The sequence below is a fragment of the Bradyrhizobium sp. LA6.1 genome (genome assembly GCF_040547805.1).
In the GTDB taxonomy this organism is placed as follows: domain Bacteria; phylum Pseudomonadota; class Alphaproteobacteria; order Rhizobiales; family Xanthobacteraceae; genus Bradyrhizobium; species Bradyrhizobium barranii.
In genome coordinates, this window is the sequence record NZ_JBEPQK010000020.1 from 114,034 (window position 1) to 129,514 (window position 15,481).

Genomic DNA, 15,481 nt, shown 5'->3' on the forward strand with positions numbered 1-15,481 from the left:
AGTCTACTCCATAAAGGCAAGCGGCCGCGCGATTTGTTCGAGCGATTTGCGTTCCGCGGCGACGGCGTAGCGCCACGCCACGATCGCAGCCACGATCATCAGGAAGGCCCCCAGCAAATAGCCCGCGAACACGCTGGTGCGTGATCCCGTGTCGATCAGCGCGCCGAACAGCGCGGGCCCGATCACGCCGCCGATGCCGGTGCCGATTGCGTAGAACACCGCAATCGCCAGCGCGCGCACTTCCAGAGGGAACGTCTCGCTGACGGTCAGGTAGGCGGCGCTCGCGGCGGGCGAGGCAAAGAAGAAGATCACCATCCAGGCAATGGTCTGCCCCTGCGCGCTCAGCGCGCCGATCGAGAACAGATAGCCCGAGAGCGCCAGCAGCACGCCCGATACGCCGTAGGTAAACGTGATCATGACGCGGCGGCCGAGCGTGTCGAACAGGCGGCCGAGCAGCAGCGGCCCGAGGAAGTTGCCGGCGGCGAACGGCAGGAGATACCAGCCGACATGCTCGGCGCTGATGCCGTAGAAGTCGGTCAGCACCAGCGCGAAGGTGAAGAAGATCGCGTTGTAGAAGAACGCCTGCGCGCTCATCAGCACGAGGCCGACCAGGGAGCGCTGACGATAGACGAAGAACAGCGTGTGCACGACCTCCCTGATCGGAGTGTGGTCGCGCATCTTCAGGCGTATTTTCGTGAAGCGGCCATCGCTCGCATGCCGGTCATGCCCGATCACAGAGCGCTCGATCTCGTCCACGATGGCGTGGGCCTGGTCGGGCCGGCCGTGGATCATCAGCCAGCGCGGGCTCTCCGGAATCCACATCCGCATCAACAGCACGACGAGGCCAAGGGTCGCGCCGATGAGATAGGCGAGGCGCCAGCCGAGATCGGGACCGATCAATGCGGGATCGAGCAGCACGATGGCCGCCACCGCGCCCATCGCCGCGCCGATCCAGAAACTGCCGTTGATGACGAGGTCGGTCCAGCCGCGATAGCGCGCCGGCACCAGTTCCTGGATCGTCGAGTTGATCGCAGTGTATTCGCCGCCGATGCCGGCGCCGGTGAGAAAACGAAACAGCGCGTAACTCGCGACATTCCACGACAAGGCGGTCGCGGCGGTCGCGGAGAGATAAAGCGCCAGTGTGATGAAGAACAGCTTCTTGCGGCCGATGCGGTCGGTGAGCCAGCCGAAGCCGAGCGCGCCGAGCACCGCACCGGCAAGATACGCGGAATTGGCGATACCGAGATCGAGATTGGAGAATTGCAGCGACGGACTCTGCTTCAACGCGCCGGAGAGCGCGCCGGCCAGCGTCACCTCGAGCCCGTCGAGGATCCAGGTGATCCCGAGCGCCAGCACGACGCGGGTATGAAAGCCGCTCCACGGCAGCGCATCGAGCCGCGCGGGAATGCTGGTCTCGATGATGCGGTCAGCCGCGACCGCCGCAGAGACTGCAGGTCCATAATTCAGCGCTGGGCTTTGCTGCAATTCCATCGCGTTGCTGGGTCTAACCAATGGAAGCGGCCCCGGTTCACATGGTGTGGACAGGGGCGTTCCGATCATGGAGGTGCGGCATTCCGCCTGCCACCTGCGACAACGCCTGCGGCAAAGGCGGGTTCCCGCGGGAACAGCGCTTGGGATCGTCCGTTTCCGATGGAGCCGCTGGGAGTTGACGCATGGCTCACGTCAGAAAGACGACACATTCGCGCAAAACCTGGAGCGCGCGAAGGTGGAGTTGAAGCGGACGTTCGGGAGGGAGTGAGACTCGCGCTCTTTACCCCCCGTCGTCCCGGACAAGCGAAGCGCAGATCCGGGACCATAACCACAGGGAGTGGTTTGGCGAAGACTTGGAGTTACCACCGTCCGTCTCAACTATCCGCTGGGAGTATGGATCCCGGATCGGCGCGCGCCTAAGGGCGCCTTGTCCGGGACGACAGCGGAGTATGAGGCGATAGCGAGGTCTTCAAGCGCCAAGCGCCTGACACGCGGCGAGCCTTACGCGGCCCTGATATTGCCCATAAAGCGGTCGAGCTCGGCGCGCAGGCGCGTGCTTTCGGATGACAGCGTTTTGGCCGAGTTCAGCACCTCTTCCGAGGCTGAACCGGTTTCGGCGGCGCCGCGATTGACCTGGCCGATGTCGGTGGCTGCGGTCTGGGTGCCCTGCGCAACGGTCTGGACGCTGCGCGCGATTTCCTGCGTCGCGGCGCCCTGCTGCTCGACGGCGCTCGCAATCGACGTCGAGATCGACGAGATCTGGCCGATGGTGGCGCCGATCTCCTTGATCGCGGCGACCGACTCGGCCGTCGCGCCCTGCATCCCCGTAATGTGGGAGGAGATTTCGTCGGTCGCCTTCGCGGTCTGGCTGGCCAGCGACTTCACTTCGCTGGCGACCACGGCGAAGCCGCGGCCGGCCTCGCCCGCGCGCGCCGCCTCGATGGTGGCGTTCAGCGCAAGAAGATTGGTCTGCTCGGCAATCGCCGTGATCAGCTTGACGACTTCGCCGATCTGCTGCGCGGCATGGGAGAGCTTTCCGATGCGGCCGTCGGTTTCCTTCGCCTGCACCACGGCAGCTTCCGCAATACGGCTGGAGTCGCGCACCTGGCGGCCGATCTCCTCGACCGAGGCCGAGAGCTCTTCGGTGGCGGTTGCGACCGACTGCATGTTGCTGGAGGCCTGCTCGGACACGCCGGCGACCTGGCTCGACAGGCTCTGCGTGGTCTCGGCGGTGCGGGTCAGCGTGGAGGCCGCCGATTCGAGCTGCACGGCCGAGGCCGAGACGTTGGAGACGATGGCGCCGACCGCGCTCTCGAAATCGTCGGCAAAGCGAATCAGCTCGGAGCGGCGGCTTGCGGCCTGCTCCCGGTTCTGGGCTTCGCTGGCGGCGGCATCGCGCTCGGCTTTCGCAACAGCCTGAACCTTGAATTCCTCGACCGCACCGGCCATCTCGCCGATCTCGTCCTTGCGTCCCAGACCCGGCAGCACGACGTCGAAATTGCCGGACGCAAGCTCGCGCATCGCCTTGCACATCGCGATCATCGGACGCGAGATGCCGTTGCCGAGCATCAGGGCCAGCACGGCGCCAATGGCGAGGCCGCCGAGCGCCATCATCAGCATCAGCCGTTCGGTCTCGGTGATGGTGGAGTTGGCGCTCGCTTCGATGCGCTGCTGATCCGAGGTCAGATCGGACCGCAACTCAGCCGAGAGCTTGAGAATGCCCGCCGCCGTCTTGGTCATCTCGCCGTTCAACTTGACGATGATCTTCACGTTCTCGGTCAGCTTCGAGAAAGAGGTGCGGTACTGCTTCAGCAGGTTGCCGATCTCGGTGACGCGGTCCGTGATCTTCTGGTCATTGGCATAGATCGAGACCAGCAGGGTCTCCAAAAACTTGATGCGGGCGATCACGCCGTCGGCGGTCTTCGGCTCCGGCTTGGCGACGAAGGCGCTGACCGAGGTCGAGACCGCGAGATATTGCGAAGTGACGTCCTTGGCCGTGGTCTGAACCGAGTTCAGGCCCGCCAGCGCGGCCGTATCGGCGAGATCGTCGAACTTGAAGCGGATTTTGTTGCCGACGCTGTTGAGCTCGTCGGCGGCGATCTTGTTGTTCTCGCGGGTCAGCGTGATGATCTCACCGAACACCTTGGTGAAGCGCTGGAATTCGGCCTCGAGCTTGCCGACCTGCTCGCGGCGCGCCGCGCCGGTCGTGGCCGCCACCGACTTGGCGATCGCGCCCTTCAGATTCTCTTCGGCGGCCTTGGCCGCGGTCTCGTCATCGGTCGCGCCCGTCAGCGTATAGGCCCGCGCCAGTCCCTGATAGGCGATCAGCTCGCGGTCCACGGTCCGCGCGAGGTCCGCTTCCGACACGCTGGCCCGGTACGAGGCGACGGCGGCCTGGATCCGCTCGAAGCCGAAATAGGCGAAAGCCATGCTGACGGCGAGGATGGCCAGCACCGCCACGAAGCCGAGGATGATTTTTGCACGAAAACGCAGGGTGAAGAGCTTCGATGTGTTCGGCGTCGACTTGACGGGCATTCCCCACCCCATTCCATTCGCGGAAAACCAGGCGCAGCCCGGAAGCAGCCCGCTTCCTGACTCGTGAGCACGGTAGAGTGCAAAGGATAAGCGGCGGTAAATTTATGGCGTCGCAACTTGCGGTTAGGTGACGCGGGGAGATGCGCACTCGGCTGTCGTCCCCGCGCTCACGCGCCTTCGCGGGACGACAGCCGAGAGTGACGCGACGGCAGCGGCTTCGGACGCGGCCGAGCCTTACGCCGCCCGGATATTCCCCATGAACCGGTCGAGCTCGGCGCGCAGGCGGGTGCTTTCGCTGGACAGGGTTTTGGCCGAATTCAGGACCTCCTCCGAGGCCGAGCCGGTTTCGGCGGCGCCACGGTTGACCTGGCCGATGTCGGTGGCTGCGGTCTGGGTGCCCTGCGCAACGGTCTGGACGCTGCGGGCAATCTCCTGCGTCGCGGCGCCCTGCTCTTCCACGGCGCTCGCGATCGAGGTCGAGATCGACGAAATCTTGCCGATGGTGGCGCCGATCTCCTTGATCGCGGCGACCGACTCGGCCGTCGCACCCTGCATGCCCGCGATATGCGAGGAAATCTCGTCGGTGGCCTTCGCGGTCTGGCTGGCCAGCGACTTCACTTCGCTGGCGACCACGGCAAAGCCGCGGCCGGCCTCGCCCGCACGCGCCGCCTCGATGGTGGCGTTGAGCGCCAGAAGGTTGGTCTGCTCGGCGATCGCGGTAATCAGTTTGACCACCTCGCCGATCTGCTGGGCGGCGTGCGACAGCTTGCCGATGCGGCCGTCGGTTTCCTTGGCCTGGACCACCGCAGCTTCCGCGATGCGGCTGGAATCGCGGACCTGGCGGCCGATCTCCTCGACGGAGGCCGAAAGCTCTTCGGTGGCAGTTGCGACCGACTGCATGTTGCTGGAGGCCTGCTCGGAGACACCGGCGACCTGGCTCGACAGGGTCTGCGTGGTTTCGGCGGTTCGGGTCAGCGTGGAAGCCGCCGATTCGAGCTGCACGGCGGAAGCCGACACGTTCGACACGATGGCACCGACCGCGCTTTCAAAATCATCGGCGAAGCGAATCAGCTCGGAACGGCGTGCGGTGGCCAGTTCCTTGTTCTGGGCTTCGCTGGCGGCGGCGTCGCGCTCGGCCTTGGCCACGGCCTGAACCTTGAATTCCTCGACCGCGCCGGCCATCTCGCCGATCTCGTCCTTGCGGCCGAGGCCCGGCAGCACGACGTCGAAATTGCCCGACGCAAGCTCGCGCATCGCCTTGCACATCGCGATCATCGGACGCGAGATGCCGGTGCCGAGCAGGAAGGCGAGGATCGCGCCGAGCAGCGTGCCGCCGACGGCCAGCATCAGCACCAGTTGCTCGGTCCGTCCGATGGTCGCTTCCGACTCCGAATCCAGCCGCTGCTGCTCGGCGACGAGGTCCGCTTTCATCGCGGTGGCGCCTTGCAGGATCGCACCGGCAGAACCGCTCATCTCGGTGACGAGCTCATCCACCATCTTGGCGTTGGCGATCAGCTTCTCCAGCGCTTCGCGATAGGCCACGAGGATGGTCTTGGCGTCCTTCAGGCCGGCGACGATCTTGTCGTCCATGGAATAGACCGCGCCTAGCGAATTCTCGACGAATTTCAGCCGCGCCAGCGCGCTGGTCGCGATCGCCTGGTCGGACGTCAGCACGAAATTGGTCGCCGCCGCGCTCGCGGTCTGGAACTGGGCGTTGATCTGCTTGGTGCCGAACTCGATCGACTGCGCCTCGGAATCGGAGGCGTTGTTGCCGATATCGTCAAGCTTGTATTTCAGGAGATTGGCCTGGCGCGTCAGCTGGTTCTGCACCAGCAGCGCGCTGTCGCGCTTGGCCTGGAGGACCTTTGCGAAGGTCGCAGAGAAGTTGGAGAATTCCTTGGCGAGCTTGTTGAGGCCCTCCTGCCGCGCCGGCTTCTGGGCACTCTTGACCGCCTGATCGATGGCGCTCTTCAGGCCGGTCTCGGCGTCCAGCGCTGCCTTGGCATCGTCCTCCTTGCCGGTGACGACGAAATAACGGACTGCCGAGCGGTAGGCGAGCAGCTCGCGGTCGATGTTGCGGGCGAGATCGGCCTCGGTGACGCTGCTGCGGTAGGACCCGACCCCGGCCGAGACCCGCTCGAAGCCGAAATAAGAGAAAGCCATGCTGCCGGCGGAGATCACCAGCACCGCGGCGAAGCCGAGGATGATCTTGGCGCGGAACCGGAGGGTCGGAAATATTGTACGCTTCGACGGCGACGCGATACGCCCGGACATTCCAACCCCCATTTTCTATTCAGCCGTGATCCGGAGGCGCCCCGCCTCCAGACCCGGATGCGCAAAACTAGGGCAGAATCGATAAAGGGCGGTAAATTCGCCGCACCTGCGCAATTTCCGGCTTTGTCGGCCAAAAGCCGACCGGATGGGATGACGGCTGGCATCCCACATGGGCCGGCCATTTTGCGGCGGTCGACCCGCTTCGCCCACCCAAGTCATTGCCCGCTCGTCAGGATCGATGACTTTTCCATGACCGGCGTGACCAAAATCCTAGTTGCAATGTCCGGGGGCGGCGGTCTCTAATTAGAAACAATCAAAATCAATCCGGGGAGGTATGTTCCGTGTCTACAGTCAAACTGACGGTGAACGGCAAGGCCGTTGCCGTCGACGTCGAGGACCGCACGCTGCTGGTCCAGCTCCTGCGCGATCACCTCAACCTCACCGGGACCCATGTCGGCTGCGACACCAGCCAGTGCGGCGCCTGCGTCGTACACGTGGACGGCAAGGCGGTGAAATCCTGCACCATGCTGGCGGGCCAGGCCGACGGCGCCAGCGTCACCACCATCGAAGGCATCGCCAAGGGCGATGAGCTGCATCCGATGCAGGCCGCCTTCCGCGACAATCACGGCCTGCAATGCGGCTATTGCACGCCGGGCATGATCATGTCGGCGATCGACATCGTGCACCGCCATGGCGGCCAGCTCGACGAGCCCACCGTGCGCCAAGAGCTCGAAGGCAATATCTGCCGCTGCACCGGCTACCACAACATCGTCAAGGCCGTGCTGGACGCAGCCGGGCGCATGAAGGTCTCGCAGGCGGCCGAGTAAATCGGCGCGCCTCGAATAAAGAACCACCGCTGCCGCTTTCGAGGGAAAGCGCAGTCAAAGAAACTTCCGGTCGGGAGGACCAGACATGGGTGTTGAAGGCATCGGCGCGCGCGTCGTGCGCAAGGAAGACAAGCGTTTCATTACCGGCAAAGGCCGTTACGTCGACGACATCAAATTGCAGGGCATGACCCATGCCCATTTCATCAGAAGCCCGCATGCGCATGCCAAGGTGAAGAAGATCGATTCATCCGCCGCGCTCAACATGCCGGGCGTGGTCGCCGTGCTCACCGGACAGGAGATCGTCGACGACAAGGTCGGCAACCTGATCTGCGGCTGGGCCATCACCTCCAAGGACGGCAGCCCGATGAAGATGGGCGCATGGCCGGCGATGGCGCCGGAAACCGTGCGCTTCGTCGGTCAGGCCGTCGCAGTCGTGATCGCCGACAGCAAGAACCTGGCGCGCGACGCCGCCGAAGCCGTGGTCGTGGAGTACGAGGAACTGCCGGCAGTCGCCGACGTCCACGCTGCGATCAAGGCCGGCGCGCCGCAGCTTCACCCCGAAGCCCCCGGCAACCAGGTCTATGACTGGGTGATCGGCGACGAGGGCGCGACGGATGCCGCCTTCGCCAAGGCGGCCAATGTCGTCAAGCTCGACGTCACCAACAACCGCCTCGCCCCGAACGCGATGGAGCCGCGCGCGGCGATCGCCGACTATGACGCGGCGGAAGAGCACTTCACTCTCTATACGACGTCGCAGAACCCGCACGTCGCCCGCCTGGTGCTGTCGGCGTTCTACAACATCGCCCCCGAGCACAAGCTGCGCGTGATCGCCCCCGACGTCGGCGGCGGCTTCGGCTCAAAAATCTTCATCTATCCCGAGGAGATGGTGGCGCTGTGGGCCTCGAAGAAGGTCGGCCGCCCGGTAAAATGGACCGGCGACCGCACCGAGGCCTTCCTCACCGATGCGCATGGCCGCGACCACGTCACCCATGCCGAGATGGCGTTCGACGCCAACAACAAGATCACCGGCTTGAAGGTGAAGACCTACGCCAATTTCGGCGCCTACATGTCGCTGTTCTCCTCGTCGGTCCCGACCTATCTCTACGCGACGCTGCTGTCGGGCCAGTACAACATCCCGGCGATCCATGCCGAGGTGGTCGGAGTCTACACCAACACGACGCCGGTCGACGCCTATCGCGGCGCGGGCCGTCCCGAGGCGAGCTATTTGATCGAACGGTTGATGGAGACGGCGGCGCGGCAGCTCAAGGTCGATCCGGCCGCACTGCGCCGGAGCAACTTCATCACCCAGTTCCCGCACCAGACGCCCGTGATCATGGCCTACGACACCGGCGACTTTAACGCCTCGCTCGACGCCGCGATGAAGGCGATCGACTATGCCGGCTTCGCAGCCCGCAAGGCCAAGGCGAAGGCGGACGGCAAGCTGCGCGGCATCGGCGTGTCCTGCTACATCGAGGCCTGCGGCATCGCGCCCTCGAAGGCGGTCGGCAGCCTCGGCGCCGGCGTCGGCTTATGGGAATCCGCCGAAGTGCGGGTCAACCCGGTCGGCACCATCGAGATCCTGACGGGCTCGCACAGCCACGGCCAGGGTCACGAGACCACGTTCTGCCAGCTCGTCGCGGAGCGCCTGGGCGTTCCCATCAGCCAGGTCTCGATCGTCCATGGCGACACCGACAAGGTGCAGTTCGGCATGGGCACCTACGGCTCGCGCTCCGCGGCCGTCGGTCTCACCGCGATCCTGAAGGCCATGGAGAAGATGGAGTCCAAGGCCAAGAAGATCGCAGCGCATGCGCTCGAAGCGTCCGAGGGCGACATCGTCATCGAGAACGGCGAGTTCAAGGTGGCCGGTACCGACAAGGCGATCGCCTTCCCGATGGTCGCGCTCGCGGCCTACACCGCGCACAATCTGCCTGACGGGATGGAGCCGGGCCTGAAGGAAAGCGCCTTCTACGATCCGACCAACTTCACCTTCCCGGCCGGCGCCTATATCTGCGAGCTTGAGGTCGATCCCGGCACCGGAAAGACCTCTTTCGTCAACTTCGTCGCGGCCGACGATTTCGGCCGGCTGATCAACCCGATGATCGTCGAGGGACAGGTCCATGGCGGCCTCGCCCAGGGCATCGGGCAGGCGCTGCTCGAGCACGCCATCTACGATGCCAACGGCCAGCCGGTCACGGCATCGTTCATGGATTACTCCATGCCGCGCGCCGACGACCTGCCCTCGTTCAACCTCTCCCACACCACGACGCTGTGCCCGGGCAATCCCCTGGGCATCAAGGGCTGCGGTGAGGCCGGCGCGATCGGCGCCTCTGCGGCCGTGATCAACGCGATCACGGATGCGATCGGCAAGAACAATCTGGAAATGCCCGCAACCCCGGACCGGGTGTGGCGCACGATCCACGCGGCCTGAGAGGAGCAACAAGATGTACCAGACCACTTATCATCGCCCCTCCTCGGTCGACGAGGCCGTCGCCCTGTTCGGCAAGAGCAGTGAGGCGAAATTCCTCGCCGGCGGCCAGACGTTGCTGCCGGTCATGAAGCAGCGGCTCGCCAGCCCGTCCGACGTGATCGACCTCGGCAAGATCAAGGAGCTAATCGGTGTCGAGCTCTCGGGCGACGTGCTGACCATCAAGGCCGGCACGACCTATTTCGACATCATGCAGAATGCCGATGTGAAGAAGGCGATCCCCGCGATCGCCTATCTCACCTCGGTGCTCGGCGATCCCGCCGTGCGTTATCGCGGCACGATCGGCGGCTCGATCGCCAACAACGATCCCGCTGCGGACTATCCGGCCGCACTGCTGGCGCTCGGTGCCACCGTAAAGACCAACAAGCGGTCGATCTCGGCCGAGGACTTCTTCCAGGGCCTGTTCACGACGGCGCTGGAAGACGGCGAGGTCATCACTGCGGTGTCGTTCCCGGTGCCGGCGAAGGCGGGCTACGAAAAGATGCGGCATCCGGCCTCACGCTTCGCGCTGACCGCCGTGTTCGTCGCGCAGACGAAGTCGGGCGAGATCCGTGTTGCCGCCACCGGCGCCTCGCAGAGCGGCGTGATGCGGGTGCCCGCGATCGAAGCCGCGCTGAAGGCGAACTGGTCGCCGTCGGCGCTCGACAACGTCAGCATTCCGGCGAGCGGATTGCTGGCCGATATCCACGGCACGGCGGAATACCGCGCCAACCTCGTCAAGGTGATGGCGCAGCGCGCGGTGGCCGCCGCGGGCTGATCGAGTCGATAAAGCGCGACAGCGCGTCGCGCCTTAGCGCCTCAACACAAATCTTCCGCGGCGCGCAGCAATGCGCGCCGCTTTTATTATGCGCCCATGCATGAAAACCGCTTGCCACGCGGACATGAAGGCGAGAAAAGTTAATCAGCCAATTAACTCGTCCCCAAAGAGGAACGTCTAAGGCGATTGCCGGACCACCGGCATTCGCCGGTGACCCGAGGAAACAACAGCGTGCTCGATAAACCAGCGCCCACCTCCTCCGTCCGCACCTCCGGCCCGCTCTCGGGCTTCCGTGTCGTCGAATTCGCCGGCATCGGACCCGGCCCATTCGCCTGCATGATGCTCGCCGACATGGGCGCCGATGTCGTCACGCTCGATCGCGTCGGTGCGAAGAAGAGTATGAAGTCGGTCGCGGGCCGCGGCCGCAAGGTGATCGAGCTCGACCTCAAGGACAAGGCGGCGATCGCGGAGGTGCTCGACCTGCTTGCCAGCGCCGACGCGCTGGTCGAGGGCTTTCGTCCCGGCGTGATGGAGCGGCTTGGGCTCGGCCCCGACGTCGTGCTCGCGCGCAATCCAAAACTCGTCTACGGCCGCATGACCGGCTGGGGCCAGGAAGGCCCGCTGGCCAACGCCGCCGGCCATGACATCAATTACATCTCGATCACCGGCGCGCTGGCCGCGATCGGCACCAAGGAAGCCCCGGTGCCGCCGCTCAACCTGGTCGGCGATTTCGGCGGCGGTGCACTCTATCTCGTCGTCGGCGTGCTCGCCGCCCTCCTCGAAGCGCAAAGGTCCGGCAAGGGCCAAGTCGTGGACGCCGCGATGTGCGACGGCGCGGCATCGCTGATGTCGTTCTTCTTCGACATGAAGACGATCGGCCGCTGGAGCGAGGGGCGCAACCAGAACTTCCTCGACGGCGGCGCACATTTCTACGGCGTCTATGAATGTGCCTGCGGGCACTTCGTCTCGATCGGCTCGATCGAACCGCAGTTCTACGCGCTGCTGCGCGAGCACGCGGGCCTGACCGATGCCGACTTCGACGCGCAGATGAACCCCAAGGCCTGGCCCGCGCTGAAAGAAAAGCTGAAGGCCGTGTTCAAGAGCAAGACGCGCGAGGACTGGTGCAAGATGATGGAAGGCACCGACATCTGCTTCGCGCCGGTGCTCACCATGTCGGAAGCGACCGAGCATCCGCACATGGTCGCCCGCAACGTCTTCCTCGAGCGCCACGGCGTGAAGCAGCCCGCGCCCGCGCCGCGGTTCTCACGCACGCCGTCGGCGGTGCGGGAGCCGGAGGGCGCGGAGATTGGTGCGGTGATGGCTGCGTGGAAGAGGTAGATCTAGCCTCGGCAAAGATCGCGTAGGGTGGGCAAAGGCGCGAAGCGCCGCGCCCACCACCGCTCCGCAATTCTGATAGAAGTGGTAGGCACGCTTACGCTTTGCCCACCCCACGGCAGCCTGACCTACGCCGCGTTATCCACCTTCAACACGCCGCGCCGGATCTGGTCCTCCTCGATCGATTCGAACAGGGCCTTGAAATTGCCCTCGCCGAAACCATCGTCACCCTTGCGCTGGATGAACTCGAAGAAGATCGGGCCGATCGCGTTGGCGGAGAAGATCTGCAGCAGCACCTTGGTCTGACCGCCATCGACCACGCCCTCACCGTCGATCAGGATGCCGTTGGTCTGGAGCCGCGCGACATCCTCGCCGTGCTTCGGCAGGCGCGCGTCGATCTTCTCGAAATAGGTGTCGGGCGGCGACGGCATGAAGGGCAGGCCGGCTTCGCGCAGGCCTTCGATGGCGGCGTGGATATCGCGGCAGCCGCAGGCGATGTGCTGGATGCCTTCGCCGCGATAGATATTCAGATATTCCTCGATCTGGCCGGACTCGCCGGCGTCCTCGTTGATCGGAATCCGGATCTTGCCGTCCGGGCTCGTCAGCGCGCGCGAGAACAGGCCGGAGGCGCGACCCTCGATGTCGAAGAAGCGGATCTGGCGGAAGTTGAACAGCTTTTGGTAGAAGCCCGTCCACACATCCATGCGGCCGCGATGGACGTTGTGGGTGAGGTGATCGAGATAGAACAGGCCGGCACCGACCGGCTTGGGATCGCGTGCCCCCAACCACTCGAACTCGGCATCGTAAGCCGAGCCCTTGGCGCCGTAGCAATCGACGAAATAGAGCAGGCTGCCGCCGATGCCCTTGATCGCGGGCACATCAAGCGTCTTCTGCACCGACGACACATCGGCAGGTTCGGCGCCGAGCGCGATCGCACGGTCATAGGCCGCCTTCGCATCGACCACGCGAAACGCCATCGACGGCGCGCAGGGGCCGTGCGCGGCGACGAAGTCGAAGCCGTGGGTGCCGGGCTCCTCGTTGACGAGATAGTTGATGTCGCCCTGGCGGTAGACCGTGATCTTCTTGCTCTTGTGGCGGGCGACGGGCGCATAACCCATCAGCTTGAACAACGCGTGCAGCTCTTCCGGATTGGGATGCGCATATTCGACGAACTCGAACCCGTCGGTGCCCATCGGATTGTCGGCGGTGACGGTGGCCGGCGGTGCATCGTGCGGAAACGGACCCATTGTGCTCTCCAATTGCTGCTGCCATGAACTATCCTTCACCGGGCGTGCAATGAGCGTGCAAACGAGACGCGTTTTGGCTATCATATGCACGATCCGTGCATGAAATGGATAAATGACGCATGATCTCCGTAGACGCCTTCGACCTCAAGATCCTGGGCGCGCTCCAGGACGACGGCCGCCTCACCAACCAGGAGCTCGCCGATCTCGCGGGTCTCTCGGCCTCGCAATGCTCGCGGCGGCGGATGCGGCTGGAGGAGGAGAAGGTGATCTCGGGCTATCACGCCGATCTCTCCAGCGAAGCGCTGGGCTTCGGTGTGATCGCCTTTATCCAGGTGGGGCTCGCGACCCACTCGCCGGACAATTCGAAACGCTTCCGCGCCTTGGTCAACCGCATCGACGAGATCCAGGAAGCTTATTCGCTGACGGGCGACGCCGATTACGTGCTCAAAGCCGTGCTGCGCGATCTCAAGGGTCTCTCCAATCTCGTCAACGACGTGCTGATGCCGCACCAGAGCGTGGCGCATGTGCGCTCCTCGATCGTGCTCGACAGGCTCAAGGAAAGCTCGCGGCTGCCGCTGAAGGATTTGAAGGCTGGCTGAAATCGAGGGAACTACGGCATTCGCGCTTCACGCGCCGTCTGCGATGATCAAGCCAATCTGCGGAGATTCTGCCATGGCCCTCCAGCTTCGACCGAACTGCGAATATTGCGACCGCGACCTGCCGCCTGATGCAACGGACGCGCGGATCTGCTCCTATGAATGCACGTTCTGTGCGGATTGCGTGGAGACGAAACTCTCCAACGTCTGCCCGAATTGCGGCGGCGGCTTTGCGCCGCGCCCGATCAGGCCGACGCAGGAATGGCGGCCGGGCGTGTGCGTCACCAAACACGTGCCGTCCGACAAGCGGGTGCATTTGAAGTACAGCCCGGAGGATGTCGCGGCGCATTGCGCGCGGGTGCGGGATGTGCCGCCGGAGAGGCGGTAGGTCTCGTAGGGTGGGCAAAGGCGCCTTAGCGCCGTGCCCACCATGTCGCCGCAACTGTGATCGGCATGGTGGGCACGCTTCGCTTTGCCCACCCTACGACACCGGAACGCGCGGCTACTCCGCCGCCAAAATCGTCCCCTCGACCTCCCCGAACCCGACCCGGTAGCCACTGCCCTGGCACCAGCCGCGCATGACGAGGCTGTCGCCGTCTTCCAAAAACGACCGCTTGATGCCGCCGGGCAATTCCACCGGCTCGGTGCCGTTCCAGCTGATCTCCAATAGGCTGCCGCGCTGGTTCTTCTCCGGGCCGGAGATGGTGCCGCTGCCGAGGAGATCGCCAACATTCATCGCGCAGCCGCTGGAGGCGTGGTGCATGAGCTGCTGCACCGAGGACCAGTACATGTACTTGAAATTGGTGCGGCTGATGCCGGCGGGCGCATTGGCGCCGGCCGCGCGCAAGGAGACGTCGAGCTGGAGATCATAGTTCTGCGGCTTCGCCTGCTTGAGATAATCCAGCGGCACCGGCTCCTGCTCCGGCCCCTTGAGGCGGAACGGCTCCAGCGCCTCGCGCGTCACCACCCACGGGCTGATCGAGGTCGCGAACGCCTTTGCCAGGAACGGCCCGAGCGGCACATATTCCCATTGCTGAATGTCGCGCGCGCTCCAGTCGTTGAGCAGCACGAAACCGAAGATCATCTCCTCGGCCTGTTGCTCCCCAAGCATGCCGCCCATGGCGGACGGCTGGCCGACCACGACGCCCATCTCCAGCTCGAAATCGAGCCGTTTGCACGGCCCGAAGCTCGGCACCTCGACATTCGGCGGCTTCAGCTGCCCGCGCGGCCGCTTCACCTTCGTTCCCGAGACCACGACGGTCGAGGCGCGGCCGTTATAGGCGATCGGCATGTGCAGCCAGTTCGGCTGCAGCGCGTTGTCCTTGCCGCGAAACATCACGCCGACATTGGTGGCGTGCTCCTTCGACGAATAGAAATCGGTGTAGCCGGAAACCGCGAACGGCAGATGCAATTTCGCATCGCGCATCGGCACCAGGGCCTGCTTGCGCAGCTCCTCGTTGTCGCGCAGCTCCGGATGATCGTGACGCAGCAGCTCGCTGATCCGCGCGCGTGTCTTCGTCCAGACTTTTGGTCCGAGCGCCATGAACGGATTGAGCGAGGGGCCGGAGAACACGCCGAGCGGGCCGACGTCGAGCCGCGAGTCCTGCTCCAGCTCCCAGAGATCGAGCACATAAGTGCCGATCGCGACACCAACGCGCGGCGTGGGATTCGCCGCGGTCGAGAACACGCCATAGGGCAGGTTCTGGATCGGGAAGTCGGAGGCAGGATCGACGTCGATGAAGGAGCGGAGGCTGGGGTCGTTGGGGTGCTTTGTCACTTTTCGCTCGGTCCTTTTTTCCTTCTCCCCTTGTGGGAGAAGGTGGCGCGAAGCGCCGGATGAGGGGTTCTATCCGCGAGTCCAAATGAGAGAGGTTCGCTCGCGGAGACAGCCCCCTCACCCGTCTCGCCGCTACGCCAAAGCCGCGTTCTTAAGA

General features: G+C 64.6%; 11 protein-coding genes. 6 read left to right on the forward strand and 5 right to left on the reverse strand.

The features are described from left to right. Positions 1 to 3: 3 nt before the first annotated feature. The 3 genes from ABIB99_RS36010 to ABIB99_RS36020 all read right to left on the reverse strand — a co-directional run bounded on the left by ABIB99_RS36010 (position 4) and on the right by ABIB99_RS36020 (position 6,300). Complete coding sequence (locus ABIB99_RS36010) at positions 4 to 1,491, reverse strand: MFS transporter (protein WP_166105291.1); 1,488 nt, start codon at positions 1,489 to 1,491, stop codon at positions 4 to 6. A 501-nt stretch (positions 1,492 to 1,992) separates the two neighbouring features. After that, positions 1,993 to 4,026: a methyl-accepting chemotaxis protein gene (locus tag ABIB99_RS36015; protein ID WP_063980506.1), complete on the reverse strand. Its 2,034-nt coding sequence runs from the start codon at positions 4,024 to 4,026 to the stop codon at positions 1,993 to 1,995. Between the two features lie 234 nt (positions 4,027 to 4,260). Beyond that, positions 4,261 to 6,300 carry a methyl-accepting chemotaxis protein gene (locus ABIB99_RS36020; RefSeq protein ID WP_354180269.1) on the reverse strand — a complete coding sequence of 680 codons (2,040 nt, stop codon included), beginning with the start codon at positions 6,298 to 6,300 and terminating at the stop codon, positions 4,261 to 4,263. A gap of 341 nt (positions 6,301 to 6,641) precedes the next feature. On the opposite strand from ABIB99_RS36020, the gene ABIB99_RS36025 reads away from it, so the two are divergent. The 4 genes from ABIB99_RS36025 to ABIB99_RS36040 all read left to right on the forward strand — a co-directional run bounded on the left by ABIB99_RS36025 (position 6,642) and on the right by ABIB99_RS36040 (position 11,707). After that, complete coding sequence (locus tag ABIB99_RS36025) at positions 6,642 to 7,127, forward strand: (2Fe-2S)-binding protein (protein WP_063980504.1); 486 nt, start codon at positions 6,642 to 6,644, stop codon at positions 7,125 to 7,127. Positions 7,128 to 7,212: 85 nt separating this feature from the next. Continuing rightward, positions 7,213 to 9,555 (forward strand): xanthine dehydrogenase family protein molybdopterin-binding subunit, encoded by a 2,343-nt coding sequence (locus tag ABIB99_RS36030; protein ID WP_208084020.1) that lies wholly within the window; start codon positions 7,213 to 7,215, stop codon positions 9,553 to 9,555. A 13-nt stretch (positions 9,556 to 9,568) separates the two neighbouring features. Then, entirely contained in the window at positions 9,569 to 10,369 is an 801-nt protein-coding gene (locus ABIB99_RS36035; RefSeq protein ID WP_208084019.1) for an FAD binding domain-containing protein, read from the forward strand. Positions 10,370 to 10,600: 231 nt separating this feature from the next. Beyond that, positions 10,601 to 11,707, forward strand: coding sequence for a CaiB/BaiF CoA transferase family protein (locus tag ABIB99_RS36040; RefSeq protein ID WP_208084018.1), 1,107 nt, complete (start codon positions 10,601 to 10,603; stop codon positions 11,705 to 11,707). A 125-nt stretch (positions 11,708 to 11,832) separates the two neighbouring features. On the opposite strand, the gene hppD is transcribed toward ABIB99_RS36040, so the two are convergent. Beyond that, complete coding sequence (gene hppD / locus ABIB99_RS36045) at positions 11,833 to 12,951, reverse strand: 4-hydroxyphenylpyruvate dioxygenase (RefSeq protein ID WP_208084017.1); 1,119 nt, start codon at positions 12,949 to 12,951, stop codon at positions 11,833 to 11,835. A 119-nt stretch (positions 12,952 to 13,070) separates the two neighbouring features. Here hppD and ABIB99_RS36050 point away from each other — a divergent pair, with 119 nt between their 5' ends. Together ABIB99_RS36050 and ABIB99_RS36055 are read left to right on the forward strand one after the other, a co-directional pair. Then, on the forward strand, positions 13,071 to 13,550 hold the full coding sequence (locus ABIB99_RS36050) for an Lrp/AsnC family transcriptional regulator (protein ID WP_038959069.1): 480 nt from the start codon (positions 13,071 to 13,073) through the stop codon (positions 13,548 to 13,550). 73 nt (positions 13,551 to 13,623) lie between these two features. After that, the gene (locus ABIB99_RS36055) at positions 13,624 to 13,935 is read left to right on the forward strand and encodes a DUF1272 domain-containing protein (protein ID WP_208084016.1); all 312 of its coding nucleotides are present in this window, start codon (positions 13,624 to 13,626) and stop codon (positions 13,933 to 13,935) included. Between the two features lie 114 nt (positions 13,936 to 14,049). Here the strand turns inward: ABIB99_RS36055 and fahA are convergent, their stop codons facing one another. Next, entirely contained in the window at positions 14,050 to 15,324 is a 1,275-nt protein-coding gene (fahA, locus tag ABIB99_RS36060) for a fumarylacetoacetase (RefSeq protein WP_354180274.1), read from the reverse strand. Positions 15,325 to 15,481: the final 157 nt, after the last annotated feature.

Bases quoted from the DNA above. Each gene is read 5' to 3' on its own strand.
- ABIB99_RS36010 (WP_166105291.1), bottom strand. From the start codon at position 1,491: ATGGAATTGCAGCAAAGCCCAGCGCTGAATTATGGACCTGCAGTCTCT.
- ABIB99_RS36015 (WP_063980506.1), bottom strand. From the start codon at position 4,026: ATGCCCGTCAAGTCGACGCCGAACACATCGAAGCTCTTCACCCTGCGT.
- ABIB99_RS36020 (WP_354180269.1), bottom strand. From the start codon at position 6,300: ATGTCCGGGCGTATCGCGTCGCCGTCGAAGCGTACAATATTTCCGACC.
- ABIB99_RS36030 (WP_208084020.1), top strand. From the start codon at position 7,213: ATGGGTGTTGAAGGCATCGGCGCGCGCGTCGTGCGCAAGGAAGACAAG.
- ABIB99_RS36035 (WP_208084019.1), top strand. From the start codon at position 9,569: ATGTACCAGACCACTTATCATCGCCCCTCCTCGGTCGACGAGGCCGTC.
- hppD (WP_208084017.1), bottom strand. From the start codon at position 12,951: ATGGGTCCGTTTCCGCACGATGCACCGCCGGCCACCGTCACCGCCGAC.
- ABIB99_RS36050 (WP_038959069.1), top strand. From the start codon at position 13,071: ATGATCTCCGTAGACGCCTTCGACCTCAAGATCCTGGGCGCGCTCCAG.
- ABIB99_RS36055 (WP_208084016.1), top strand. From the start codon at position 13,624: ATGGCCCTCCAGCTTCGACCGAACTGCGAATATTGCGACCGCGACCTG.